This window comes from Photobacterium sp. DNB23_23_1 (assembly GCF_052873815.1).
In genome coordinates this window covers 13,173-37,732 of the sequence record NZ_JBNNXT010000034.1, presented here as the reverse complement: position 1 = coordinate 37,732, position 24,560 = coordinate 13,173, and the positions used below count along the sequence as shown (strand labels likewise).

The following is a 24,560-nucleotide window of genomic DNA, read 5'->3' as shown; positions in this document are numbered from 1 at the left end:
CGACGATCCCTATACATTGCGTATGGGTTAGATTAGCTACTCAGGGAAATAACAAGAAAGAATAGATAAGAATGTTTTATAACGATTTGTAAGGGTGGAAGGTAAAAAAACTGCAACTCATGCTGCAGTTTTTCTTTGTATTCAAAAAGTATCGGCTATCCTCACTTGGTGAAAGCCGACCTCAAATGCCCGCTCGGTGGCCGTATCAATATCGTGATAGCACTTTTCACTACCAGACCCATCGGTAAGAGGGACAAAGCCGCCCCGGCGATGGCGAAACTCGACAATCCATCCATTCGCCTGAATGGAGGGTTCGATTACGGCTTCCACTATATCGCTATTGGTATAGAGGTTCTGCAATTCTGTTAACGTCATAAGCCTCTGCCCCTTCCAGTTACACCTTTTATAAAAATGGTACAAAAACGAGAAAATAGGCAACAAAAAAGCCACGATTTCTCGTGGCTTTGGAATAGATGTGCTAATTGAGCCGCTTAGATATCGAACTCTGCACCTAGGAACCAACCATCAGCGAAGAATTCACCACCGTTAGACCCCTTGATGAAGTCAAAATCATAGTCCATCACACGGTAGCCCGCGCGCAGATTCAAATCTGCTGCTACCAATGGAATGGTCCACTTCACGCCGGCCTGGCCGTCTACGGTGCTAGTACTGTCATAGTTACCGAAATTAAGATCACCGAACAGTGATACAGGTGTCATTGGGATACCCAGCTCAACATTACCGTAGATATTTGGCTGCCATTCGCTGAAGCTCTCATCATTGAACTTGCCCGAGTTGAACTTGCTCATGGTTACACCGATATCGAACGCCACTGCGTTGTTATCCAGGATTTCGTAGTATGCGGTATAATCCGTTTGACCGAATGAAACATTACCGTTGTCGACATCGGTGTAGCGCAAGCGGAAGTTTGGCACCAATGGAACGAAGTGCTCAAATGCCACATAGTAAGAGCCCGAGGTATTGCTGTCAGACTGGCTACGGCTATCATTAACTTTGGCATCGGTGAACCAAGCATCGGCACCGGCTTTTACCCCAAAAAGCGTTGCTGCTTGGGCAGGTACTGCCGCAGACAGCACGACTGCAGCGGCTACCGCAGAAAGCGCTAATTTTTTCATTTCGAGTCTCCGCTCTTTATTAGTATTTAGATAAAAAACGGCCAGACTATATCAGATGCTGGTTAATAAAGCCTCACCTGTAATGTCAAACATCTATTTTCTTTTCAAAATTTTACATTCTTTTTGTGGCCTAATTCCCAGCCACTATCAGCGGTAATATCGCTTTCTGTGCGTTTGCTCGGCCTTATGCTCACGATAAAACCATACCCCGACAACAATCAACAGCAACCAAGGCAGCAGTTTAAACATCACCCCAATCATGCCTGCGACCGCCATGACAACAAAGCCTGCGGCAACCGCCAACGCCATACCCAGGATACTCACGCCGGTACAGACCAACACCACAGCAAACACCAGCAAAAATAGAAACTCAATCATCGCGCGCTCCCCCTTATATCCAATAAGCTCTTTGGCAACATCATACGCCTTGTATGACATAGACACTGCACAAACCAGACCAAGTTTACCAAACCAACTAAATACAAAAAAATCAAATAATTAAAAAAGGCCCACTACTGAGTAGAGGGCCTCTTCTTGATAAGCTTGGTATTTTTCGCCAACTATTTGGCTTAATTAGCCATTATTATTCCACGGCTTTACACGTCTAGATGAGCTGGGATCTTCGCCATCGCCTGCTGCAATACCTCAATACCAGAGCCTGGTTTATGGGCATTTTCACTGATATGACGACGCCATTGGCGCGCACCAGGCAAACCCTGGAACAAACCCAGCATATGGCGGCTAATGTGGTTCAGGTAAGCACCTTTAGCCAGCTCACGTTCAATATACGGGAACATAGCCTCCACAATTTCACGGCGCTTTTTCACCGGCTTATCAGAGCCGTACAAGCGTTGATCAACCTCAGCCAGCAAATAAGGGTTTTGGTAGGCTTCGCGGCCAACCATAACTCCATCCATGTGCTGAAGGTGTGCTTCAATCTCTTCCATGGTCTTCACACCACCATTGATCCCCATGGTCAGGTGCGGAAAGTCTTTCTTAAGCTGATATACACGCGGGTAATCCAGAGGTGGGATCTCGCGGTTTTCCTTCGGGCTCAAGCCACTCAGCCAAGCTTTTCGAGCATGGATAGTAAAGTCTTCACAACCGCTTTTTTCGCTGACAGTGCGAATAAAATTGGTCAGAAATTCATATGAATCCTGATCATCAATACCAATTCGGGTCTTGACCGACACCGGAATATCCGCCACTTCGCGCATTGCAGAAACACACTGTGCTACCAAGTCAGCCTCACCCATTAGGCATGCACCGAAACGGCCATTTTGCACGCGATCAGAAGGACAACCAACGTTAAGGTTAATCTCGTCATAGCCGCGCTCAGCGGCCAACTTGGCACACTTAGCGAGATCTACCGGGTTTGAGCCACCCAGCTGCAATACCAGCGGGTGCTCTTCTTCGTTGTAGGCCAGGTAGTCACCCTTGCCGTAAATAATGGCACCCGTGGTCACCATTTCGGTATACAGCTGAGTACGCTCACTGATCAAACGATGGAAATAACGGCAATGACGGTCAGTCCAATCGAGCATTGGCGCAATAGATAAACGACAGTCTGGGTATTGACCCAACTGTGGTTGCTCATCATTAGACTGTTCATTCATTACAACAGCAGTATCTGTCATCGGAAACCTCATTATCGACCGCTAAATCTCTCGTTCAAGGCGCTTTGGGAAGGATCCTCCCATGCCATGGATCTCACAACGCTGCGAGGAGGCGGATTCTACCCTATTACTGCCTCTATCCCAAATCACATCGCCATGACCTATAAAGACTAGGCAACAGCTACTGTAAACCCCAACACTTCAGATGAGCATATAGAACATAGCACCCATTTTAAATAATTAATATAAAACCAATAAGAACATACACATAAAAACACAACACGTTATCACGTACAGCTTAAATAGTAATTAGAACACTGGTATATAAAAACCCCTTAAAAAGCTGAACACACTCAATAAGCAATTGAAAAGATACACATAAAATCCTTATCTGACATAAAAAACAAACACCAGAACAGCTTTTAGCTGAAATTTACCCTCATAGCTGTGCGGCGTATTGACGAAATACTCCCGTCATGAAAACCAGTAAAAAGATCATGATAGACTCAAAGCTTCTATTAAAAGGATCATAATAGGCTTAAAACTTACATTAAAAAGATCATAATAGACTAATTAATTAGAGTAAAAATAACATCATGTTCTAATTGATTTCACCAGCCAAACCAAATTAACATAAGACACTGATTTTAATCAAAATAGTTATTTACCACCAACAGACAAATAGCTAGATCACCTTAGCCAGAAAAAAGCCCCAAAAGCTGAACACCAAAACAAACCCTTACTGAACAATGCCTTACCGCAAGAAAGCACTAGAACCACAATCAAGCGCACCTTTTAGCTGAAATAAAGGCGAAATACTGAACGCGCATACAAAAGGCTTTGAGCTGGGCTAAAAACACAACCACCAGCTGATCTTTTCTGGCGTGATTAACGGAAACGCCATAACAAAGGTCACTTTAAGTATGAGTGTGGTAATATATAAAGCTTATCGCTTGTATTTTGAGGTTATATGGCAAATAAAGGTCAGTTGCTGGCAACCGCCCAGCAGCTCTGTGAGCAACGAGGAGTAAGACTGACACCTCAAAGACTGAAAGTTCTGGCTCTGATCATTGAACATCACAGTTCCATCAGTGCTTATGAACTCTTAGATTTGCTGCGCGAAAGCGAACCACAAGCCAAGCCGCCGACGGTTTACCGAGCGCTGGACTTTCTTCTTGCCCAAGGCTTTGTCCACAAAGTCGAATCAACCAATAGTTATATTGCCTGTTGCTTGCTGGGCCACGCTGATCATTGTTCCCAGCTTCTTATCTGTAGCCAGTGCGGTAACGTCGAAGAGTGCCACGACGAAGAGCTTGCCAAGCTCCTTCGCCAACGCGCGGAGCAGCGAGGCTTTGAGGTCACTAACCATGTCGTTGAAAGCCATGGTGTTTGCCAGCATTGTAAAAACAAGTAAGTTATTTTATTCAGACAGAGATCGTCGTTATTAAATTATGCGCGCAGAATTCGTAAACCCTTTCTTAGCGTCACTGTTGAATGTTCTCAAAACAATGGCGTCAATGGAGCTGGCTCCTCAGAAACCCCGGCTGAAAAAAGATGAAGTTGCCAGAGGCGATGTCTCAGGCTTGATTGGTATGGTCGGACCGAAGACCAAAGGTTCGATGTCGATCACCTTTGATGAAGGCCTGGCATTGGAGATCATGCAGAGAATGCTGGGCGAACGCCCACACAGTATTAACGAAGAAGTCACTGATATGGTCGGTGAAATCACCAACATGGTGACCGGCGGTGCAAAACGCATTTTGGCCGAGAAGGGTTACGAGTTCGATATGGCAACACCTGCCGTCGTCTCAGGCCGTGGCCACACTATCACTCACAAGTGTGATAGCGCCATCATCATCATGCCGTTTGATTCCGAATACGGTAAAGCTTTTATCGAAATATGCTTTGATGGCTAACCCCCGCCATTAGACTCCCCTTTGATTTTCAGCCAGCCTCGCTGGCTGAAAGCCTTTCCTGCTACGTATCATCAAACTTATCACTTTGATTTTTATGTGAAGTTGCCACAAATATCGAACAAAAAACTACCAACTGTCATATATTCGATCTAGACTCGATATGCTGGATAGGCATCAAGACACTTATGGTTTGATGTCCCCTGCGCGTCATTTTGCTTACCCGTAGGGACTAAGCAAGGAAATACCCTCATTCAAAGGAAAGAACGTAACATGAACAAACTGACTGGAACCGTTAAATGGTTCAACGATGAAAAGGGCTTTGGCTTCATCTCTGGTGCTGATGGCAAAGATGTATTCGTCCACTTCAGTGCGATTCAGGCTCAGGGCCGCCGCAGCCTGCAGGAAGGTCAAAGTGTTGAGTTTATCGTGACAGATGGTCAGAAAGGTCCGCAAGCTAGCGAAGTTGTTGCTCTGTCTTAATGCCGCCAACCAACTTTTGATAAAAAAAACGCCGCTATAAGCGGCGTTTTTTATTACCTCAGCAATCCATTGCCCTTACTGGCGCCATTGTTTGAATGCGTTGATCAAACCGTTGGTTGAGCTATCGTGGCTCGCCACCGCTTCTTCACCACCTAGTTCAGGTAGGATCTGGTTTGCTAGCTGCTTACCAAGCTCAACCCCCCACTGATCAAACGTGAAAATGTTCCAGATTACGCCCTGGGTGAAGATCTTGTGCTCGTAAAGAGCAATCAGAGAGCCCAATACCTCAGGAGTCACTTGCTTAACAAGGATAGAGTTAGTTGGGCGGTTTCCGTCGAATACCTTAAATGGTACTAGCTCAGCGACTTCTTCCTGAGTTTTACCAGCAGCGAGGAACTCAGCTTCAACTTGCTCTTTGGTCTTACCAAATGCTAGCGCTTCGGTCTGGGCAAAGAAGTTCGCCATCAATTTAGGATGGTGATCGCTAAGCGGGTTATGGCTGATTGCCGGGGCAATGAAGTCACAAGGGATCAGTTTAGTCCCTTGGTGGATCAACTGGTAGAATGCATGCTGACCATTAGTTCCTGGCTCACCCCAGATGATTGGGCCTGTTTGGTAATCAATCGGGTTACCGCCGCGGTCAACGCACTTGCCGTTTGACTCCATGTTACCCTGTTGGAAATACGCCGCAAAGCGGTGCAGGTACTGATCATACGGCAAAATAGCCTCAGACTCAGCGCCATGGAAATTGTTGTACCAAATACCGATCAGTGCAAGGATCACTGGTAGATTTTGCTCAAGCGGCGTTTGGGCGAAGTGCTGATCCATCGCATGGGCACCGCCAAGCAACTCTGCGAAGTTGTCAAAACCAATAGACAGGCTGATAGATAGGCCAATCGCTGAACATAGTGAGTAACGACCACCAACCCAGTCCCAGAACTCGAACATGTTATCGGTATCGATACCGAACTCAGATACTGACTGAGCGTTAGTTGATAGCGCCGCGAAGTGCTTGGCGACGTGAGCCTGATCACCCGCTGTCGCTAGGAACCAATCACGTGCAGAGTGCGCATTAGTCATCGTTTCCTGAGTGGTGAAAGTCTTAGAAGCGATCAAGAACAGTGTCGTTTCAGGGTTAAGATCTTTTAGCGTCTCAGCAATATGAGTACCGTCAACGTTCGATACGAAGTGCATGTTAAGACGGGTTTTGTATGGTGCCAGCGCTTCGGTCACCATATATGGACCGAGATCCGACCCACCGATACCGATATTGACTACATCGGTGATCTCTTTACCGGTATAACCTTTCCATTCACCGTCAACAATACGTGCAGTGAAGGCTTTCATCTTTTCCAGTACTGCATTGACGTTTGGCATTACGTCTTCACCGTCAACCAAAACTGGCGTGTTGCTGCGGTTACGCAGCGCCGAGTGCAATACCGCGCGACCTTCTGTTTGGTTGATCTTCTCACCGCTAAACAAATCAGCAATCGCAGCTTTTACTTCTGTCTGCTCAGCCAGGGCAAATAGCTTACCCATGGTCTCTTCAGTGATCAGGTTCTTGGAGTAATCCAGTAGGATGTCATCGCCAAAGTTGGCCGAAAACTTATTGAAACGCTCGCTGTCACTTGCAAAAAGCTCGCTGAGCTGAAGGTCCTGTGCGTCTTCGAAGTGTGCAGTCAGCGCTTTCCACGCATCAGTATGGGTCGGATTGATGTTTTTCAACATGATGAAATTCCTGATTTTTAATTGTTAATCCATTAATCTTGTCAGCATTATCCAAGTAATGGACCCCCGATTTTAGTAAATGTTATTCGTTATGTTGACCCTAGTGTAGCTCAACTTATCAGGCCAGCTAAATTTTTGTAATTTTACAACTTATGAATGATTATGACGTGAAGAGATACTTACCTTCATTGCGTCAGGTCACGAAATTCGAGAGTAAGTTGCAGGGGCAAAAACCGCCATGTATTTAATCTATGCGGCATATCTTGCTCTAGTATCAGTAAGGATAATAACTATGTGGTACCAAAAAACAATCCAGCTTCGCCCAAGAGCCCGTGGCTTCCACCTTATAACCGATGAAATTGAACAACATATTCCGGCGCTGGCTCAGATCAATATCGGCCTGGCTCACCTCTTTATTCAGCACACCTCGGCCAGCCTAACCCTCAATGAAAATGCCGATCCGACGGTACGCAGCGATATGGAGGCGCACTTCAACCAAGCTGCTCCCGAACGCGCTCCATACTACCAACACACCTATGAAGGCGATGATGACATGCCGGCCCATATCAAGGCCTCAACGCTTGGGGCCAGTGTCAGTATACCGATAAGCCATGGCCGGCTGGCATTAGGAACCTGGCAAGGAATTTACCTCGGTGAACACCGTAATCAGGGCGGTAGCCGGCGAGTCGTGATCACCCTGCAAGGAGAATAATGCCTAGCTGGCGACCCAAAGAACGGAGGTTACTCGGTGTCACCATGGAAAAGTAGGTTTCTTGCGAGGTTTGCGCTTCTTCTCGATATCAACGATACAGAGGAAGTCTTCATGAAACTGCGGAAGCTCGAGGATCGCCTTTGGCACAAATAGCTGCACCTTCGAATCTGCCAAAATAATGGTTTGCAGCGTGTCTGCTGGCATACACACAATCTCGCCGGCAGTCAGCTTCACCCCATAATTGAAAAACACCTTGCCGTTGTTACCAACGGATTTAACCAAGGGGTAGCCAAACAGGGTCAGTGGCTCTGTTGTTAGCTTAATTGTTTCATTGAAGGTCGCTTCGATATAAAACAGTTCGGAATTGAGCTGCTCGGCTAATTTGTCGACTTCATGTTTAATCGCCGCCGAGAAGACCCATTCATTGAGTACTGGCTCCCATTTGCCGCCAAGCTGTAAACAACGCTTGTATACAAAGCGGTTCTTTCGTCCCGTGGCCAGGGTACAAATGTCGATATTCCCCTGCTGCTCAAAAGGCATCAGCAACCGGAACACGCTATCGTTGGCGTGGTGGGTATAGCGGTCTGATATCTCTTCGGCATGCAGCATGAAGGTGCCTAAAGGCAGAGTCTGGCTATTTTCATCAATAATGATACGGCAGTGGCCTGTCCCTTTTCTGCACAGGAAATAGGCCTCTTTACGCTCTAGCACCGTGAATTCTTGCATCAACCCAAACCTTATAAAAACAAAACAGCGCTATCTTGCGAGTATGGCATAAGGTTAGTCAATCTCGTCGATAACCACATGACTGTTACTCGACCTCAGGGATTGGATCCTGTCGAAAGTTTCCCCTAGCTTACCCGGCAGTTTGTAGCCATGTGCGATTCGGTCATCAATATCTTTATCCGTCTCTGATTTGGGGATGTTATTGGTGACTTCGCTGATTGCCGACTCTCTTTCGTCTAACTTGATGTCACGGTCATAAATTTCCACTTCCTCAAACGCCTCGAGGTAAAGCGTACGAAATTCTTCCGCGATATATTTTTCAGATAGCGTTCTGAGCTTGGCCGATTTACGCTTGCTGATATAGATTTCAACCCGGCTAACCGGTTTTTTCAGCGTCAGTATATTGGTCCGGGCTTCGAGGATCTCACGATCGGTCGGGGTATCTTTCAGTGCTTTGAAAACCGCAAAAGACGGGGGCCATTCTTGGCCTTTCTTCAAGCGCTCATCCAGATTGTCTTTGAGCCGGCGATAGCTATTACGATCCAGCGAGGCGGCAAACTGCATCAGCCTTTCACCCGGCTCATCACCGAACTCCTGGCGCACCTTGCTCTGCCCGAAATTCATGTTCATATCATACCAAAACTGCATGATTTTCTTTTGGCTGGTTCCGGTGTACTTATCCAACATCACCTGAGTTTTCGGGGAAAATCCCGAGACCGCTTGGCCCTCAGCTGAAAAGCTTATCGCCCCGGTATCATCCGGTTGTGGGACAGGTGCCGTTGCCCTGACCGCAGGTGCCGCCGGCTCTCTCTCTCTCTGAGCGGGAACCGGAGCAGAAAGCGCTGACGTCTCACTTTTGCCTGATTGCTTGGGGGCTTTAAGCTCGCTTTTAATTCGGTTCCAATACTCGGCGTGCGTTTCACTGATGTTCTTTGGCGAACTCATAGTAAATCATCCCCTTCGTCGTCACTCTTAAAGTTAAAGTTAGCAATCTTTTCTTCCAAGATATCAATGGCGCCACGTTTCACAGCCTGAGGCCTAGAGGCTGAGCGGTTATAGCCCTGCTTGTAACTTTTTTCGCTATGAAGATGGGAGTGAAGGCGACTTCTTAGCTCATCAAGCGAATAGAGGTGTTTGCTTGGCGTTTCCTTGATACGTTCGATAAACGATGCCCAAACCTGAGTTTGGTTGCCATAACCACTCTTAAACATCACGGCTTCGGCCCAAGGCTCAATCACATTCGGGGAGAGTTCGAGAATATTGATCGCTTTACCTGAAATCGTCTTATTCACCGGAGTAACTTGAGAGCGATGGAAACTAGATACCCGTTTGGCATTGCTATACACATCTTGACGGGCATGGGGCTGGGCATAGCCCGCGTTACCTTGCGGCGCGCTGTGCTCAACCGCGCGATGCTCCACATAAGTATCGATGTTCAAGCGCCCATTGATTTTGCCGCTGGTACGATAGCTTGCCGATGCCTTGTTGACCCCAATGATCAGCTGCTCCATCGACAGCTTGGCGATCAGGTTGTCAATCATACTCTCTGAGGCACACATCATCTCTTTAAGTTGGGACATGCTAGTGATGAAGGCACCATCCCTGTCCGATAGCTCTGCCAGGGCAACCAGCAGCAGCTTATCTTCAAGGTTAACGGTTTTTTGGCTCCAGGCCTTTTCGAGATATTTCGATGACATGAGTATCTATACCAGAGAATTTATGGATAACGGCGAGACAGAGGACATATTGTAACAAACACAGACGGTGGTACGAACAAGTATAGCGCAGATTATTTCTTGACCAGACAGGCACCGAGCCCGTAAACCGCCCGCTATTGCCTTGTGCGACACAAGCAGCACAACGGGCTCGCTATCAGGCCAACACTAAAAAGGCTGGTTGATCATCACCCGGAACAAACTGTCCTCACTGCCCCAGGCCATTTCAGTCCGTACGACGATCCCTTCAACCTGGAAGCGCACCGCACCGCCAACACTCCATTTCATATCACTATGGAGTTCAGCCAGATCATACTCATCAGCTACCCGGCCCACATCGACAAAGGCCACCCACTGCCACCAAGGCACGTCATACCATTCGAATACCGGCCACTCTTCCAGTGGTTGCCAGTCGGGCATCACCCGGTATTCCATGCTGTAGCTAAGCGCTGAGCGATCAACAAAGCGGCCTCCAGAAAAGCTCCTAAGCCGATACAAGCCGCCCAGACGGTTTCCTGCATAGGCCGGTGGTCGGCGGAACTCTTCGCTGCCATTGATCTGCTCGGTGCTATTCCAGCTTGGGGTATCAGCCGTATATATATTGAATGCCAGTACCTGCTGATCGAACAACTCGCCCAGGTTTCCGAAGGACCAGAACCAACTCTGTTCAAACTCCCATTTCCACCAGCTAGGACGCTCACTGCTGCCGGGATCGACGGTCACCGAGAGCTGGCTTTGACTCCCCTCCGTCGGGTTACGGGTGTTGTTGCGGTTATCCCAATCAAACCGGGTTTCCAACCCCCACACCTTCTCGACCTCGGTAAATTCAGCAGGTTCAACTTGCGATGTCGGCAAGTCATCAAATTCCCGTCCTTGGTAAAACGGCCGGAACTCGACGGAACTCACACCACTATTCCAGGGCGTATGGCCCGTGAGCTTGCGTGCAGGTATCAGGGCTGCACGGATCCCCTGACTTTCCCCTGCCCCCAGAGGCAGGACATAGCGCATCGACAGCCGGTACTGGAACTCCTTGGCATCAGCCATTACCTTGTCATCTGCACTGGAATCATTACCCGAGGATTCACCCAAGTAGTAGTCAAACTGCTTGTAGCTAGCATCAAACAATTCAGCTCCAAACAACCAACGGCTGTCTTGGCTGAGAATATAATTACTCGCCCCCAAATAGGTCAGCCAGGTCCCTTTTTCACTGTATACCCCAGCCCCGAGCAAGGCCGCTTGTGGCTGGCCTGCCCCCTTGAGCAGGCCGGCCATACCGACAGACAACCCCATGGCGTCGGTCGAGAATGCAAAGGGAACAAAAGCCGTATCAGGCGTCCATGAAGGCCAACTGTCGGCCAAGGTTGTCGTTGAGCATGAAAAAGCCGCAACCATTGCTGCGGCTTTAAAAATTTTGGTCATGATAATGGGCTATTCTTATGTCGATTAAAGGTAAGACATTGACACTCTTGATGTTAGCTTAGTCACCAGCTCATAAGCAATAGTTCCAATATGGCCAGCAACAACTTCTGCTGGCAAGCCCTCGCCCCACAAGATCGCTTCATCGCCCACCTTGTCGGTGCTATCGGGGCCAAGATCGACCGTCAACATATCCATCGACACCCTCCCCGCCATCGGGACAACACGCCCATTGACCAGTACCGGCGTGCCATTGGGTGCGGTACGCGGATAGCCATCACCATAGCCGATCGCTATCACCCCTACCTTAGTATCACGCTCGCTGGTCCAGATCCCGCCGTAGCCCACTGATTCACCTTGCTTGACATCACGTACCGCAATCAAGCTGGAGGTCAACGTCATGACAGGCTTCAAACCGTATGAGTCCGCACCACGGCCTGTTTCGGCAAACGGAGAAACACCATACATAATGATCCCAGGGCGAATCCACTCAAGGTGGCTATCAGGCCATTCCAATATACCCGCCGAGGCCGCTAATGAACGTTCCCCTCGGCAACCATCAGTCAAGGACATAAAGGCATCAATCTGACGCGGTGTCACTTCGCTCGCAAGCTCATCGGCACAGCCGAAATGGCTCATATAGCGCAGCGGCTTGGCAACATTATCACAAGCATGAAGCCGCTCGACAAAATCGGTATATTGCTCAGGGCGAACACCTAGTCGATGCATGCCAGTATCGATTTTCAACCACACAACCACCGTACTATCAAGCTCGGCTTGCTCTAACGCTTCGAGCTGTTCAATAGAATGGACAACAGTATGGATATTGTTGGTTACCAGTACCGGGAGATCCGATGGGGCATAAAAACCTTCCAGCAACAGCACTGGCTTGACGACCCCCGCTGCACGCAGGGTCAGGGCTTCTTCAATACGGGCAACACCAAAGCCATCAACGTCGGGCAGGCTTTTGGCGACATGCTCCAACCCATGGCCGTAGCCATTTGCTTTCACCACCGCTAGGATCTTACTGTCTGGTGCCCGGCTGCGGATTTTCTGCAGGTTGTGAGTCAATGCCTCGGTACGAATATACGCTGTTGCCGCTTTCATCTTTGTTCCTACTTATAAATGCCCCGGCAAACCGGTATTACATCATGTGGCGGTATATACCCATGTAACCTCAAGATACTTGAATATACACCTTATTCATCATCAAAGGCTGGACCGGCGTAATTATCGAACCGGGAATACTGGCCTTGGAATGTCAGTCGTACCGTACCGATCGGGCCGTTACGCTGCTTTCCAAGAATGATTTCGGCAATGCCCTTCAGGGCACTGTCTTCGTGATAAACCTCATCACGGTAGATAAACATGATCAAATCGGCATCCTGCTCGATGGCGCCCGATTCACGCAAGTCCGAGTTTACCGGGCGTTTATCCGCACGCTGCTCCAACGAGCGGTTCAGCTGCGACAGCGCGACCACTGGCACATTGAGCTCTTTGGCCAGAGCTTTGAGCGAGCGGGAGATTTCCGCAATTTCCAAGGTACGGTTATCTTGCAAGCTTGGAACCCGCATCAGCTGAAGGTAGTCAATCATGATAAGGCTAAGGCCGCCATGGTCACGGGCAATACGTCGTGCCCGCGAACGTACCTCTGTCGGGGTCAGGCCTGAACTGTCATCGATATACATGTTCTTCTTTTCCATCAGAACACCCATAGCAGAAGACACTCGCGCCCAGTCTTCGTCATCAAGCTGCCCGGTACGGATCTTGGTCTGATCGACGCGTGCCAACGAGGCCAGCATACGCATCATGATTTGCTCCGATGGCATCTCCAACGAGAAGATCAAGACCGGCTTTTCTTCCGACATCGCTGCGTTCTCACACAGGTTCATGGCAAAGGTGGTCTTACCCATCGAAGGACGGGCAGCAACGATAATCAAGTCCGATCCCTGCAAGCCAGCCGTCTTTTTGTTTAGGTCGGTAAAACCGGTTGTCACCCCGGTCACGCCGTCTTGTGGTGATTGATAGAGGATCTCGATACGCTCAAGGGTCTTTTCTAGGATCCCTTCTACATTCTGCGGACCTTCGTTTTCCGAGGTACGTTGCTCGGCAATGGCAAAGACCTTGCTTTCTGCCATATCCAGCAGCTCTTCACTGTCACGACCTTGGGGATCATAACCAGCATCAGCGATCTCATTGGCCACGCTGATCATGTCACGGATCAGTGCACGCTCACGGACTATCTCGGCATAGGCTAAGATATTGGCCGCTGATGGCGTGTTTTTAGCGAGCTCTGCCAAATAGGCAAAGCCACCGACATCCTCAAGTTGATCGGCCGTTTCAAGGTGCTCGGACAAGGTGATCAAATCAAGCGGGTTGCCGCCTTCTAACAAGGCGGCTACGCCTTCAAAGATAATCCGGTGAGGGCGACTATAGAAGTCTTTGGCCACAACTTTCTCGGCAACAACATCCCATTTTTCGTTGTCCAGCATCAAGCCGCCGAGGACCGACTGCTCTGCCTCGAGCGAGTGCGGCGCCATCTTGATTGCGTCCATCTTGGAGTCTTTCTGGGGGTTCGGTTTGCTATTCTCTGCCATAGAAATTGAAATGATTGCCGGAAACTAGGCCGTGCATTATACCTTAATTCACAAAGAGTCTATCTATCAATATAGCGTTGATGGCAATTTTCCCGATTGAAATGCCATATTAGGCGCTTACAAGCTAATAGGTACATTCAGTTAGTATTTCCTGACCAAAAGATGACATTAATCGGTTACACTGCTGTGTTTGGTAATTGTTTGTTTCAACCGATGAGGAGGCCGCTTGGCAAGAACCCTGTTAGCTCTATTACTGCTTGCCAGCACCCATGCCAATGCCGCCACCAGCGATGAGCGCCCAACCCGGATCCCGCCGCCATTAACCACCGAACTGGAGCTTGGCTACCAGTCTCTGGGCGGAAACTCGGACTCGCAAACCCTCAATACCCGCATCGGCGGCACCTACCTCAAGAACCAGTACCGACACAGCGGCGAGTTGCGATTCCTACTTGCCGAAAAAGACGGTGAAGAAGACAAGCGCAAGGGCCAAATCGAGCTGCAGAGTGATAAAAAGGTCAACGAACGGACCTATGTACTGGGCAATGTCAACTATGTCGATGATCGCTATGGGCCTTATTTTAACGACTTCACGCTCGCAACGGGTATGGGTTACCAGCTCATCCGACGGGAGACTTTGCAGGTAGAAGTGGAAGCTGGCCCAGGCTACCGACATCAGGAGCCCAACCTTGATGAACTCGATGATGACGACATTGTCGTTAGGGATACGGTGGATGAGCTAATTCTTCGTGGCAGTGCCAAGATGACCTGGAAACCGTCGAAAACCGTCGAGATCGGTGTCCGGCTGACCGGTATTGCCGGCAACAGTAACAGCACGATGGAAGCCGAGTTCAATCTCACAACAGACATCAGTGACTTTGCCGCCATCAAGATCAGCAACAACCAAAAGCTCAACAGCTGGGTACCCGAGGGCTTAAAAAAACGCGACTCCGCCATGACCGTGAACTTACTGTTCAAGATGTAAGGTCTGCCATTACCCAACGGCTTTTACTTCCCCAACACCCATATCACTATTTTTCAGGCATAAAAAAACCAGCCCGGAGGCTGGTTTTAAGCTACCAACAAAAACGTTATTAGTCTTCAGCAACAACGTTTAGGTTAGCAGTTGCGAATACGTCAGAGTGCAGCTGGATGCTGATCTCGAATTCGCCAGTCGTACGTAGTGCACCTTCTGGTAGGCGAACTTCGCTCTTCACTACTTCAACGCCAGCCGCAGTAATTGCGTCAGCGATATCACGAGTACCGATAGAACCGAATAGTTTACCTTCGTCACCAGCTTTAGAAGCGATAACTACAGCTTCAAGCGCGTTGATTTTCTCAGCGCGTGCTTCAGCAGCAGTCAGTTGCTCAGCAACTTTAGCTTCTAGTTCAGCACGACGAGCTTCGAACATTTCAACGTTAGCTTTAGTAGCCATTACTGCCTTGCCCTGTGGGATAAGGAAGTTACGAGCAAAACCCGCTTTAACGTTAACCTGATCGCCAAGGCCACCTAGGTTACCGATTTTATCAAGTAGAATAACTTGCATTATCTTGTCCTCTTAAACTTAATTAAACCGCTACCGATTACAGATGCTTATCTGTGTATGGTAGAAGTGCTAGGTAGCGAGAACGCTTGATAGCGCGAGCTAGCTGACGCTGGTATTTAGCGCGAGTACCAGTGATGCGGCTTGGTACAATTTTACCAGCTTCAGTGATGTAGTTTTTTAGAGTTGCTACGTCTTTGTAGTCAATCTCTTGTACGCCTTCTGCAGTGAAACGGCAGAATTTACGACGACGGAAGAAACGTGCCATGGGCTATCTCCTGATCTAAATTATGTCAATGTGGTTGGCTGCAACACTAATTACCAATGCCTTAAGAATGGCGTGGTATGAGACAGAGCCTCTTACCTTAATGTGACTGCCAACAGCTAAAACTTGAGAGAGTATTTGTTGACCTTGCTTGCTAACTACCACGTTAATGTACGAAACAATTACTGCAGTAAATTGGCTTCCTGCTAGTTAGAACGCTAAAGCTATTCTTGCTAGCAATGTGCTTCGCTTGGGGTCTTAGGCAATAAAGCCAGGCAACACCAGGCGACTGGTCATTCAAAAATTACTCAGCTGCTGCTTCGCCTTCAGATGGTGCTGGAGCTGGTTGCTCTGCACGCTCTTCACGACGTGGGGCACGCTCTTCTTTAGCCTTCATCATTGGAGATGGCTCAGTGATAGCGCCTTTAGTACGCATGATCATGTTACGGATCACTGCATCGTTGAAACGGAAGTTAGACTCCAGCTCGTCAATTACAGACTGCTCAGCTTCAACGTTCAGTAGAACGTAGTGTGCTTTGTGCAGTTTGTTGATTGGGTAAGCCAGTTGACGACGGCCCCAATCTTCTAGGCGATGGATCTGGCCACCAGAATCTTTGATAGCAGCAGTGTAACGCTCGACCATGCCAGCAACCTGTTCGCTTTGATCAGGGTGCACCATGAATACGATTTCGTAATGACGCATTGGTTGCTCCTTACGGATTAATCAGCTTCCTGAGTTGGCTCGGTTATCCAGAGGAAGCAAGGAACTAAAAATAGAACCGAGAATTTGGACGCTGAATAGTACAGAGAATGGACAATTGAAGCAAGAGAATTTTATAGCTTGGAGGAAGTTAAATAGTTAAGGAAAGAAAGTGGATGGTGGGCAATAAAAAAAGCAGGCGCGCAATATTCACTGCGCGCCTGCTCTTGCTAGAAACTAGGTTCTGACTTCCTCGTTTCTATTGACGCTGACGTACCGCTTCGAACAAGCAAATGCCGGTTGCGACTGACACGTTCAGGCTAGATACCGAACCCGCCATCGGGATCTTGATCAAATCATCGCAGGTCTCACGGGTCAGGCGACGCATGCCTTCGCCTTCTGCGCCCATCACAATGGCTAACGGACCCGTCAGTTTGCTTTGGTAAACATCGTGGGTGGCCTCGCCAGCCGTCCCAACAACCCACACACCCTTGTCCTGTAGCGCACGAAGGGTACGAGCCAGATTGGTCACTCGTACCAGTGGCACGACTTCAGCTGCACCACAAGCTACCTTGCTTGCCGTGGCATTCAACTGGGCCGAACGGTCTTTCGGTACAATCACAGCTACAGCGCCGGCTGCATCGGCATTACGTAGGCAAGCGCCCAGATTGTGCGGATCGGTTACCCCATCCAATACCAGCAAAAGCGGGTTTTCTTGGCTAGCCAGAAGGTCATCAATGTTATTTTCATTGAACTGCTTCCCCGGACGCACACGGGCAATAATGCCCTGATGCGATGCCCCTTTCGCTTTATCATCCAGCGCTTTACGACCAGCCTGCTGAATAGTGATACCCAGCATTTGCAGCTCATTGATCACTGGCAGCAAACGGTCATCTTCACGGCCTTTCAGCACAAAGACTTCAATGAAACGTGAAGGGTCAGACGCCAAAACGGCTTTGACGGCATGAATGCCGAAAATCATGTCATTACTCATGGTTTAGTTCTTCTTAGCTGCTCGTTCTTTCTTACCGGCACGCTGTTTCTTCTTACGGGCCTTGGTCGATTTCTTCTTCACGGCCGGCTTACCCTTGCCGCCCTCTTTATCCGCTTTACCTGCCGGTGCTTTGTCGCCCTCGAGTTTCGGGATAGCACCCGCTTTCAGCTTCTGGCGTACCGAGCTACGCTCTTTCTTCGACTTAGAGCGATGCTCCTGCTGGGCTTCGCCATCAGCCACGCGGTACACTTTCATACTCTGGCGCTGCATGCCTTCGGCTTTGCGCATGCGCTGTTTTTTCTCGCGGTTTTTTGCTGTCTTGCCGTCACCACGAGGCTTGCGGTTGCTGCCAACAATGTCAAAATCAATCTGGCGATCATTCAAGTTAATGGACGCGACCTTCACTTTGACCGTATCGCCCAGGCGGTAAACCTGCCCAGAGCTATCACCAATCAGGCGCTGTCCAACCGGATCAAACTGGTAATAGTCATTGGCCAAGTTGGAAATATGAACCAAGCCGTCAATGTTCAACTCATTAAGACGAACAAAGAAACCAAAGCCAGTTACATTGGCAATCACACCATCGAACTCATCACCGACGTGATCTTGCATGTACTCACATTTCAGCCAATCGGCCACATCGCGGGTCGCGTCATCGGCACGACGCTCTGTGGTTGAACACTGCTCGCCAAGACCGTCAACATCATCAAAAGAATAGTGGTAACCGCCTGTTGGCGTCCAGCGATCCTTATTGGTCCCTTCCTGTTTGGCCACAAGGTACTTAATCGCACGGTGCAGGGTCAAATCAGGGTAGCGACGAATTGGTGAAGTAAAGTGCGCATATTGCTTCAACGCCAAGCCGAAGTGACCGATATTATCGGCTTGATAAACCGCTTGCTTCATCGAGCGCAGCAGCATGGTTTGGATCAGCTCTTTGTCCGGGCGATCCTGAATTAATGCTGCCAGCTCGGCATAATCTTTTGGCGATGGCTCCAAGCCACCTGACAACTGCAAGCTTAGCTCACCAAGGAAGTCACGGAATCCCAGCAAGCGCTCTTCGCCCGGGGAGTCATGTACCCGGTACAGGGCCGGCTCTTTGGCTTTCTCCACAAAGCGCGCAGACGCGATGTTCGCCAGAATCATACATTCTTCGATGATCTTGTGCGCATCATTGCGAACAGCCGGTACAATACGATCGATTTTGCGATCAGCATTAAAAATAAACTGCGTTTCAATCGTTTCAAACTCAATTGCGCCACGCACTTCGCGCTCGCTTTTGAGTACCTTGTACATGCTGTAAAGCTCTTCAATATGCGGCACCAACGGGGCATATCGCTCGCGCAGCTCTTCATCGCCGTCCAGCATTTTGCTAACTTTGGTATAAGTTAGACGGGCATGAGAGTTCATGACCGCTTCATAGTGCTTGTAGCCTGACAGTTTGCCGGTTTCAGATATGGTCATTTCACACACCATACACAAACGGTCAACCTGCGGGTTCAGTGAACACAGGCCGTTGGACAGGACTTCCGGCAACATCGGGATCACCTGCGAAGGGAAGTATACCGAGTTACCACGCTTCACCGCCTCATTATCGAGAGCCGTGTCTGGACGCACGTAGTAGCTGACATCGGCAATCGCCACCCACAGGCGCCACCCACCTGATTTTTTACGCTCACAATATACAGCATCATCGAAATCGCGGGCGTCTTCACCATCAATGGTAACCAGCGGCAAGTCGCGTAAATCAACACGGCCTTTCTTCGCTTCTTCAGGTACTTCTTCGCCAAGACCCTGAATTTGCTTTTCAACTTCAGACGGCCACTCGTGCGGAATATCATGAGTACGCAAAGCAATTTCGATTTCCATGCCCGGCGCCATATTTTCACCAAGCACTTCAACCACTTTACCAACAGCATTATATTGACGCGTCGCACGCTGGTTGACTTCGACTACCACCACGTTGCCCATACGGGCACCCATGCGCTGGTCATTCGGGATCACGATATCCTGGGCAATACGGGAGTCATCCGGTACCACATAACCCATATTGTCTTCGATAAAGAAACGACCGACAATTTGTCCTTCGTAATGCTTCAGTACACGTACCACACGACCTTCACGGCGGCCACGCTTATCAGTGCCCGCCACCTGAGCCAGGATGTAATCACCATGGATAACACCTCGCATTTGGTGGTGGGGCAATAGCAAATCTTCTTCTTTGCTATTGGTGCCTTCAGGGCGCAGGAAGCCAAACCCATCTCGGTGGCCAATCACATGACCTTTGATCAAATCGAGACGTTCCGGCAGGGCGTAGCACTGGCGGCGGGTAAAAATCAGCTGGCCATCACGCTCCATGGCGCGAAGGCGGCGGCGCAGACCTTCATATTGGTCGTCACCCTCAAGTTTCAGCTCTGCAAATAGCTGATCACGGCTAACAGGCGCCGAGTAACCCCGGATCACTTCCAGCAACATTTCACGGCTGGGGATAGGATTTTCGTAGTTTGATGCTTCGCGATCGCGAAAAGGATCGACCGGTAAATCGGTAGTACCTTTTGACATAATTAGATCCAAGTTAGCGAAGAGATACTTCAAGTATATCTGCGCCCTAGGTGAACAGACGGGAGCTAAGTCGAAAATTTAGCTCCCCAGAGAGATTTTGAAGTTATTGCGTTTCTATCACTGCGCTGACTGATCCAACAGGACACGTAGAGGCGGGTTGTCATCGATCATCTCTGACAAGGTGTGGTTGTCCAGCTCATCCAAGAAGGCTTGGCGCGCATCGAAGAGGATCCCCTTCAGCCGACAGGCTGGTGTTATATGGCAAAAATCCTCGCTGCAATTGACGATTTGCAAAGGTTCAATTGCCCGCACAACGTCGCCAATCACTATTTTATCGGCAGGCATACCTAGGCGGATCCCGCCATTTTTACCGCGTACTGTTTCGACGTAACCCAGCTGCCCCAGCTTATTGATGATTTTCACCATATGGTTACGTGACACGCCGTACACCTCGGTCACTTTGCTAATACTCGCGAGCTCCCCCTGTGGCAGGGTAGCTAGGTATATAAGGGCACGCAGGCCATAATCGGTAAAACTCGTCAGTTGCACAATAACTCCTCCTGTCGACATTTTAATCTGGATATTGACTAAAAGATACAGATACGATACAACTTAAAACATACATTATAAATACACCATTATAAGGTGAAGTCATGCTCAGCTCCCAAACTATTGAGATCGTTAAAGCAACCGCGCCAGTTATTGCCCAGACTGGCCCAGCTTTGACAGCACATTTCTACGATCGTATGTTCAGCCATAACCCCGAGCTCAAAGATATTTTCAATATGAGCAACCAGCGCAACGGGGATCAACGTGAAGCGCTGTTCAATGCAATCTGTGCCTATGCCAACAATATCGAAAACCTACCGGCCCTGCTGCCAGCGGTAGAAAAGATTGCCCATAAGCACACCAGCTTCATGATCACCGCCGAGCAATATGCCATTGTCGGTAGCCATCTGCTAGGTACGATTGACGAATTACTATCGCCAGGCCAAGAAGTGCTGAATGCCTGGGGAGAAGCCTACAGCCTGCTTGCAGACATCTTTATCCAGCGGGAAGAAGCGCTCTACAAAGAGAACGAAGACAAGGACGGTGGCTGGCGCGGCACCCGTAAATTTACCTTGGTTGAGAAAAACCAAGAGAGCGATGTAATCACCAGTTTCACCTTCAAACCCGTCGACGGTGCAGCTGTCGCAGCCTACCTGCCGGGTCAATACCTGGGGGTTTACCTCCAGCCAGCAGGGTTCGAGTTTCAGGAGATCCGCCAATACAGCCTATCCTCAGCCCCGCAAAGCGATCAATACCGCATCTCAGTCAAACGCGAAGAGGGAGGCACGGTGTCGAGTTACCTGCATGACACCCTGCAAGTCGGCGACGATGTTCTGCTTGCTCCACCGGCCGGTGATTTCTTCCTCGATGTGGAAGCAACAACACCCGTCGCACTGATTTCAGCCGGTGTGGGCCTGACCCCAACCCTGTCAATGCTGGAAACCCTGACCAACCACAAAGCTGACGTGCACTGGCTGCACGCCACCGAAAACGGCAAGCATCATGCATTCAAGCATACTGTCGCCCGTATGGTTGCCACCCACGAACATCTGTCCAGCAACATCTGGTACCGTGAGCCATTGGCTTGTGACAATCCGGCCGAAGATTTCCAGTTCGACGGTATAATGGATCTCAACAAAGTTAAAAAGCGAGTGACGACGCCGGACATGCATTATTACTTCTGCGGCCCGGTCGGTTTTATGCAGCATGTAGCCAAACAGCTGATCGCAATGGGGATCGCTAAAGAGCAACTCCACTACGAATGTTTCGGTCCACACAAAGTGCTGTAAGCAAAAACGCAAAAGAGAGGCTTGAGCCTCTCTTTTTCTTTCACCTTGCTGTCAAACCGCTTCCTGCTCCACTCTCTTACCCTACCAAAAGCTATCCCGCCGCTTGGCCCTGGCAATCACATTGGCCGGCATTCGATTTTCCAATCCGCGCCGCAATCGAGCAATCTTGTTATGGGTGTTTTGGCTGGCAGTCGCGGTGTTATACAGCCAGCGGTAGGCATCTTCAAAGTCCAGTGGGCTACCATAGTTACTCAGCAGTAACTCGGCAAGCTGGATACGGGCGTCGACATTTCCCATCGCGGCGGCTTCACGCAGGTAAGGGATCGCCCGCTCCCGATCTTGCTGGACCAAGGTGCCACGAGCATAGTAGCGCCCGAGCTGCTCCAGTGCCGCCGGAGAGCCTTGCTGGGCTGCCGACTGCATATAGTGGACTCCGAGCTCAACATCCCGCTCGACACACACGCCCCAAGCGAGCATATCGCCATAGAGAAACTGGTAGGAAGGAGACTCAACTCGGATCGCCCTGGCCTCGATGTCCTGAACCAACTGGCAATCGTCGGCCTGAACTTGTTGCAAGTGATTGTTAGAAACGAACATCCGGTTAAGCTCGTTTTCGCTATACACCGGCACGGCATCGCCGACCTCTTCCAGGGCGGAAACAGGGACTGCGCTGCACAGGGCAATTGCAACTATAAACGGGCGTAGGCTCATGGATGGATCTCTTTCCGAACGTGCTAACCTTATCGGCGGCGGGCGCTGAGACTTTAGAGAAAAAAACGCCTAAGCGGCAACTTTGTGGCACATCAATGACATAATCTAAATACGTTTTTGACGCAATCCCTGACACCTATTTTTGGAACCAATCCCCGTTGAGACAGCACTAGTAAGCAACTGAGCGCCTATTGGTTTTTAACGAGTAATTTAGCCATAAAAAAAACCAGCCCCATAGGGCTGGCTTTCAAATCAATCACTGTAATCAGCAATTATTCACCGTATGGGTGAACCTTGATAATTGTCTCGTTACGATCAGGGCCGGTAGAAACGATGTCGATTGGCACACCCGTTAGCTCTTCGATACGTGCGATGTAGTCTAGAGCCGCTTGTGGAAGCGCATCCAAAGACTTAGCACCGAAGGTGTTCTCAGACCAGCCAGGAACCGTTTCGTAGATTAGCTCTAGATCTTCGTAAGCATCAGCCGCCATTGGTGATACCTCTAGGATTTCGCCATCTTTGGTCTTGTAGCCAGTACAGATCTTAAGTTCTTTTAGGCCATCCAATACATCTAGCTTGGTTAGGCAGAAACCTGAGATTGAGTTGATTTGTACCGCACGGCGCATAGCAACCGCATCAAACCAACCAGTACGACGTAAACGGCCTGTTGTAGCGCCAAACTCGTTACCGACTTCACCTAGGTGCTTACCCACTGGGTCTTGCTTATCCAGACCATCGTATAGCTCAGTCGGGAATGGACCTGCACCAACACGTGTGCAGTATGCTTTTGCAATACCTAGGATGTAACCAAGGTGGCGCGGACCGAAACCAGAACCTGCAGCAACACCACCAGCAGTAGTATTTGAAGAGGTTACGTATGGGTAAGTACCGTGGTCGATATCAAGCAATGTACCTTGCGCACCTTCGAACATGATCTTATCGCCACGTAGACGGGCATCATCAAGTTCTTTCGTTACGTCGATAACCATTGAAGTTAGAATGTCAGCCTGAGACATAATTGTCTCAAGGACTTCATCGTAGCTTACAGGCTCAGCATTGTAGTAATGCTCAAGCTGGAAGTTGTGGTAAGCCATCACTTCTTTAAGCTTCTCAGCAAATGCTTCTTTGTCGAAAAGGTCACCAACGCGTAGGCCGCGACGAGCAACTTTATCTTCATATGCAGGACCGATACCACGACCCGTTGTACCGATCGCTTTCTTACCACGAGCGATTTCACGCGCTTGGTCAAGAGCAATATGGTATGGAAGAATTAGCGGACAAGCTTCTGACAGGAACAGACGTTCGCGCACAGGGATACCACGTTCTTCAAGTGGGCCCATTTCTTTCATCAGCGCGTCAGGAGAAAGTACAACACCGTTACCGATGATACATTTAACGTTGTCACGTAGGATGCCTGATGGGATCAGGTGAAGGACAGTTTTTTCACCGTCAATGACAAGGGTGTGACCTGCGTTGTGACCACCTTGGTAGCGCACTACGTATTTTGCATCTTCGGTCAATAGATCAACGATCTTACCTTTACCTTCGTCACCCCATTGGGTGCCAAGAACGACTACATTATTTGCCATCTTTCTTCATCTATAGTAGTTAAAAAGGGATTCTAGCACCTTCAACGTTGGCTTGCAGTCATTTTTTGACCATAGGCGGCAAATGTACAAGATGCCTGTCACGCAAACGTGCTAGCGGAATTTACATACTAGTGTACATCATATAAGCGATGACACTGCCAGCAACCACCAAGCAACCGCCGATTCGACGCAGGGCATTATCATTCTGCTGACTCAACTGGCTCACCATCTCACGCCAACCTCTCGGAGCCAACAACGGCCCAAGCCCTTCAAAGACAAGGACTAACCCCAATGCCATCCATATTGCTTTACTCATCATTT

At 49.2% G+C, this 24,560-nt stretch carries 26 protein-coding genes; 6 read left to right on the top strand and 20 right to left on the bottom strand.

Annotation, left to right across the window (positions count from 1 at the left end; translation table 11 throughout):
• Positions 1 to 141 precede the first annotated feature (141 nt).
• From ACVA53_RS18560 to dusA, 4 genes are all read right to left on the bottom strand, one after another.
• The gene (locus tag ACVA53_RS18560) at positions 142 to 375 is read right to left on the bottom strand and encodes a thymidylate kinase (RefSeq protein ID WP_255044259.1); all 234 of its coding nucleotides are present in this window, start codon (positions 373 to 375) and stop codon (positions 142 to 144) included.
• Between the two features lie 116 nt (positions 376 to 491).
• Positions 492 to 1,136 carry a TIGR04219 family outer membrane beta-barrel protein gene (locus ACVA53_RS18555; protein ID WP_446505894.1) on the bottom strand — a complete coding sequence of 215 codons (645 nt, stop codon included), beginning with the start codon at positions 1,134 to 1,136 and terminating at the stop codon, positions 492 to 494.
• Positions 1,137 to 1,283: 147 nt separating this feature from the next.
• The gene (gene pspG / locus ACVA53_RS18550) at positions 1,284 to 1,574 is read right to left on the bottom strand and encodes an envelope stress response protein PspG (RefSeq protein ID WP_446505907.1); all 291 of its coding nucleotides are present in this window, start codon (positions 1,572 to 1,574) and stop codon (positions 1,284 to 1,286) included.
• A gap of 158 nt (positions 1,575 to 1,732) precedes the next feature.
• Positions 1,733 to 2,752: a tRNA dihydrouridine(20/20a) synthase DusA gene (gene dusA / locus ACVA53_RS18545; RefSeq protein ID WP_255044264.1), complete on the bottom strand. Its 1,020-nt coding sequence runs from the start codon at positions 2,750 to 2,752 to the stop codon at positions 1,733 to 1,735.
• A 970-nt stretch (positions 2,753 to 3,722) separates the two neighbouring features.
• Between dusA and zur the strand changes: the two genes are divergently transcribed.
• The 3 genes from zur to ACVA53_RS18530 all read left to right on the top strand — a co-directional run bounded on the left by zur (position 3,723) and on the right by ACVA53_RS18530 (position 5,148).
• Positions 3,723 to 4,166 (top strand): zinc uptake transcriptional repressor Zur, encoded by a 444-nt coding sequence (gene zur / locus ACVA53_RS18540; RefSeq protein ID WP_039466471.1) that lies wholly within the window; start codon positions 3,723 to 3,725, stop codon positions 4,164 to 4,166.
• 37 nt (positions 4,167 to 4,203) lie between these two features.
• Positions 4,204 to 4,668: a chemotaxis protein CheX gene (locus ACVA53_RS18535; RefSeq protein WP_255044256.1), complete on the top strand. Its 465-nt coding sequence runs from the start codon at positions 4,204 to 4,206 to the stop codon at positions 4,666 to 4,668.
• Positions 4,669 to 4,938: 270 nt separating this feature from the next.
• Positions 4,939 to 5,148 carry a cold-shock protein gene (locus tag ACVA53_RS18530; protein ID WP_255044255.1) on the top strand — a complete coding sequence of 70 codons (210 nt, stop codon included), beginning with the start codon at positions 4,939 to 4,941 and terminating at the stop codon, positions 5,146 to 5,148.
• 75 nt (positions 5,149 to 5,223) lie between these two features.
• Here the strand turns inward: ACVA53_RS18530 and pgi are convergent, their stop codons facing one another.
• Positions 5,224 to 6,876 carry a glucose-6-phosphate isomerase gene (gene pgi / locus ACVA53_RS18525; protein WP_255044254.1) on the bottom strand — a complete coding sequence of 551 codons (1,653 nt, stop codon included), beginning with the start codon at positions 6,874 to 6,876 and terminating at the stop codon, positions 5,224 to 5,226.
• A gap of 292 nt (positions 6,877 to 7,168) precedes the next feature.
• Here pgi and ACVA53_RS18520 point away from each other — a divergent pair, with 292 nt between their 5' ends.
• Positions 7,169 to 7,588 carry a secondary thiamine-phosphate synthase enzyme YjbQ gene (locus ACVA53_RS18520; RefSeq protein WP_446505893.1) on the top strand — a complete coding sequence of 140 codons (420 nt, stop codon included), beginning with the start codon at positions 7,169 to 7,171 and terminating at the stop codon, positions 7,586 to 7,588.
• 39 nt (positions 7,589 to 7,627) lie between these two features.
• Here ACVA53_RS18520 and ACVA53_RS18515 read toward each other — a convergent pair whose 3' ends face one another.
• The 6 genes from ACVA53_RS18515 to ACVA53_RS18490 form a co-directional block, all read right to left on the bottom strand.
• Entirely contained in the window at positions 7,628 to 8,314 is a 687-nt protein-coding gene (locus ACVA53_RS18515; protein ID WP_255044252.1) for a hypothetical protein, read from the bottom strand.
• Positions 8,315 to 8,368: 54 nt separating this feature from the next.
• Positions 8,369 to 9,259: a hypothetical protein gene (locus ACVA53_RS18510; protein WP_446505892.1), complete on the bottom strand. Its 891-nt coding sequence runs from the start codon at positions 9,257 to 9,259 to the stop codon at positions 8,369 to 8,371.
• Complete coding sequence (locus ACVA53_RS18505) at positions 9,256 to 10,011, bottom strand: hypothetical protein (protein ID WP_255044250.1); 756 nt, start codon at positions 10,009 to 10,011, stop codon at positions 9,256 to 9,258. Before ACVA53_RS18505 ends, ACVA53_RS18510 begins: the two co-directional genes overlap by 4 nt.
• 186 nt (positions 10,012 to 10,197) lie before the next feature.
• Entirely contained in the window at positions 10,198 to 11,448 is a 1,251-nt protein-coding gene (locus ACVA53_RS18500; RefSeq protein WP_446505891.1) for a BamA/TamA family outer membrane protein, read from the bottom strand.
• 24 nt (positions 11,449 to 11,472) lie between these two features.
• On the bottom strand, positions 11,473 to 12,552 hold the full coding sequence (gene alr / locus ACVA53_RS18495) for an alanine racemase (protein WP_446505890.1): 1,080 nt from the start codon (positions 12,550 to 12,552) through the stop codon (positions 11,473 to 11,475).
• A gap of 92 nt (positions 12,553 to 12,644) precedes the next feature.
• A complete protein-coding gene (locus tag ACVA53_RS18490; protein WP_107351039.1) occupies positions 12,645 to 14,042 on the bottom strand; it encodes a replicative DNA helicase in 1,398 nt (465 codons plus the stop codon).
• Between the two features lie 226 nt (positions 14,043 to 14,268).
• On the opposite strand from ACVA53_RS18490, the gene ACVA53_RS18485 reads away from it, so the two are divergent.
• Positions 14,269 to 15,024, top strand: a complete 756-nt coding sequence (locus ACVA53_RS18485; RefSeq protein ID WP_255044248.1) for a DUF481 domain-containing protein — start codon at positions 14,269 to 14,271, stop codon at positions 15,022 to 15,024.
• Between the two features lie 109 nt (positions 15,025 to 15,133).
• Here ACVA53_RS18485 and rplI read toward each other — a convergent pair whose 3' ends face one another.
• From rplI to nsrR, 6 genes are all read right to left on the bottom strand, one after another.
• On the bottom strand, positions 15,134 to 15,586 hold the full coding sequence (gene rplI / locus ACVA53_RS18480) for a 50S ribosomal protein L9 (protein WP_107351036.1): 453 nt from the start codon (positions 15,584 to 15,586) through the stop codon (positions 15,134 to 15,136).
• A gap of 37 nt (positions 15,587 to 15,623) precedes the next feature.
• Positions 15,624 to 15,851, bottom strand: a complete 228-nt coding sequence (gene rpsR / locus ACVA53_RS18475) for a 30S ribosomal protein S18 (protein WP_005421136.1) — start codon at positions 15,849 to 15,851, stop codon at positions 15,624 to 15,626.
• 301 nt (positions 15,852 to 16,152) lie between these two features.
• On the bottom strand, positions 16,153 to 16,551 hold the full coding sequence (gene rpsF / locus ACVA53_RS18470; protein ID WP_255044247.1) for a 30S ribosomal protein S6: 399 nt from the start codon (positions 16,549 to 16,551) through the stop codon (positions 16,153 to 16,155).
• A 256-nt stretch (positions 16,552 to 16,807) separates the two neighbouring features.
• On the bottom strand, positions 16,808 to 17,542 hold the full coding sequence (rlmB, locus tag ACVA53_RS18465) for a 23S rRNA (guanosine(2251)-2'-O)-methyltransferase RlmB (protein WP_255044246.1): 735 nt from the start codon (positions 17,540 to 17,542) through the stop codon (positions 16,808 to 16,810).
• Between the two features lie 3 nt (positions 17,543 to 17,545).
• A complete protein-coding gene (gene rnr, locus ACVA53_RS18460; protein WP_446505889.1) occupies positions 17,546 to 20,101 on the bottom strand; it encodes a ribonuclease R in 2,556 nt (851 codons plus the stop codon).
• 117 nt (positions 20,102 to 20,218) lie between these two features.
• Positions 20,219 to 20,650, bottom strand: a complete 432-nt coding sequence (nsrR, locus tag ACVA53_RS18455; RefSeq protein WP_255044244.1) for a nitric oxide-sensing transcriptional repressor NsrR — start codon at positions 20,648 to 20,650, stop codon at positions 20,219 to 20,221.
• A gap of 104 nt (positions 20,651 to 20,754) precedes the next feature.
• Between nsrR and hmpA the strand changes: the two genes are divergently transcribed.
• Positions 20,755 to 21,939, top strand: a complete 1,185-nt coding sequence (hmpA, locus tag ACVA53_RS18450; protein ID WP_446505888.1) for an NO-inducible flavohemoprotein — start codon at positions 20,755 to 20,757, stop codon at positions 21,937 to 21,939.
• Between the two features lie 81 nt (positions 21,940 to 22,020).
• Here the strand turns inward: hmpA and motX are convergent, their stop codons facing one another.
• From motX to ACVA53_RS18435, 3 genes are all read right to left on the bottom strand, one after another.
• Complete coding sequence (gene motX / locus ACVA53_RS18445) at positions 22,021 to 22,650, bottom strand: flagellar protein MotX (RefSeq protein WP_446505887.1); 630 nt, start codon at positions 22,648 to 22,650, stop codon at positions 22,021 to 22,023.
• Positions 22,651 to 22,922: 272 nt separating this feature from the next.
• Positions 22,923 to 24,239, bottom strand: a complete 1,317-nt coding sequence (locus tag ACVA53_RS18440) for an adenylosuccinate synthase (RefSeq protein WP_255045088.1) — start codon at positions 24,237 to 24,239, stop codon at positions 22,923 to 22,925.
• Positions 24,240 to 24,360: 121 nt separating this feature from the next.
• Positions 24,361 to 24,555: a DUF2065 domain-containing protein gene (locus ACVA53_RS18435; RefSeq protein ID WP_255045087.1), complete on the bottom strand. Its 195-nt coding sequence runs from the start codon at positions 24,553 to 24,555 to the stop codon at positions 24,361 to 24,363.
• Between the last annotated feature and the right edge of the window lie 5 nt (positions 24,556 to 24,560).

Coding starts and splice junctions, on each gene's coding strand:
- ACVA53_RS18490 (WP_107351039.1), bottom strand. CDS start 14,042: ATGGCAGAGAATAGCAAACCGAACCCCCAGAAAGACTCCAAGATGGAC.
- dusA (WP_255044264.1), bottom strand. CDS start 2,752: ATGAATGAACAGTCTAATGATGAGCAACCACAGTTGGGTCAATACCCA.
- ACVA53_RS18510 (WP_446505892.1), bottom strand. CDS start 9,259: ATGAGTTCGCCAAAGAACATCAGTGAAACGCACGCCGAGTATTGGAAC.
- ACVA53_RS18535 (WP_255044256.1), top strand. CDS start 4,204: ATGCGCGCAGAATTCGTAAACCCTTTCTTAGCGTCACTGTTGAATGTT.
- rnr (WP_446505889.1), bottom strand. CDS start 20,101: ATGTCAAAAGGTACTACCGATTTACCGGTCGATCCTTTTCGCGATCGC.
- ACVA53_RS18530 (WP_255044255.1), top strand. CDS start 4,939: ATGAACAAACTGACTGGAACCGTTAAATGGTTCAACGATGAAAAGGGC.
- ACVA53_RS18435 (WP_255045087.1), bottom strand. CDS start 24,555: ATGAGTAAAGCAATATGGATGGCATTGGGGTTAGTCCTTGTCTTTGAA.
- pspG (WP_446505907.1), bottom strand. CDS start 1,574: ATGTCATACAAGGCGTATGATGTTGCCAAAGAGCTTATTGGATATAAG.
- hmpA (WP_446505888.1), top strand. CDS start 20,755: ATGCTCAGCTCCCAAACTATTGAGATCGTTAAAGCAACCGCGCCAGTT.
- rlmB (WP_255044246.1), bottom strand. CDS start 17,542: ATGAGTAATGACATGATTTTCGGCATTCATGCCGTCAAAGCCGTTTTG.
- ACVA53_RS18440 (WP_255045088.1), bottom strand. CDS start 24,239: ATGGCAAATAATGTAGTCGTTCTTGGCACCCAATGGGGTGACGAAGGT.
- rpsR (WP_005421136.1), bottom strand. CDS start 15,851: ATGGCACGTTTCTTCCGTCGTCGTAAATTCTGCCGTTTCACTGCAGAA.
- ACVA53_RS18500 (WP_446505891.1), bottom strand. CDS start 11,448: ATGACCAAAATTTTTAAAGCCGCAGCAATGGTTGCGGCTTTTTCATGC.
- ACVA53_RS18560 (WP_255044259.1), bottom strand. CDS start 375: ATGACGTTAACAGAATTGCAGAACCTCTATACCAATAGCGATATAGTG.
- zur (WP_039466471.1), top strand. CDS start 3,723: ATGGCAAATAAAGGTCAGTTGCTGGCAACCGCCCAGCAGCTCTGTGAG.
- ACVA53_RS18515 (WP_255044252.1), bottom strand. CDS start 8,314: ATGCAAGAATTCACGGTGCTAGAGCGTAAAGAGGCCTATTTCCTGTGC.
- ACVA53_RS18520 (WP_446505893.1), top strand. CDS start 7,169: ATGTGGTACCAAAAAACAATCCAGCTTCGCCCAAGAGCCCGTGGCTTC.
- alr (WP_446505890.1), bottom strand. CDS start 12,552: ATGAAAGCGGCAACAGCGTATATTCGTACCGAGGCATTGACTCACAAC.
- ACVA53_RS18505 (WP_255044250.1), bottom strand. CDS start 10,011: ATGTCATCGAAATATCTCGAAAAGGCCTGGAGCCAAAAAACCGTTAAC.
- pgi (WP_255044254.1), bottom strand. CDS start 6,876: ATGTTGAAAAACATCAATCCGACCCATACTGATGCGTGGAAAGCGCTG.
- rpsF (WP_255044247.1), bottom strand. CDS start 16,551: ATGCGTCATTACGAAATCGTATTCATGGTGCACCCTGATCAAAGCGAA.
- ACVA53_RS18555 (WP_446505894.1), bottom strand. CDS start 1,136: ATGAAAAAATTAGCGCTTTCTGCGGTAGCCGCTGCAGTCGTGCTGTCT.
- rplI (WP_107351036.1), bottom strand. CDS start 15,586: ATGCAAGTTATTCTACTTGATAAAATCGGTAACCTAGGTGGCCTTGGC.
- motX (WP_446505887.1), bottom strand. CDS start 22,650: ATGAGCCTACGCCCGTTTATAGTTGCAATTGCCCTGTGCAGCGCAGTC.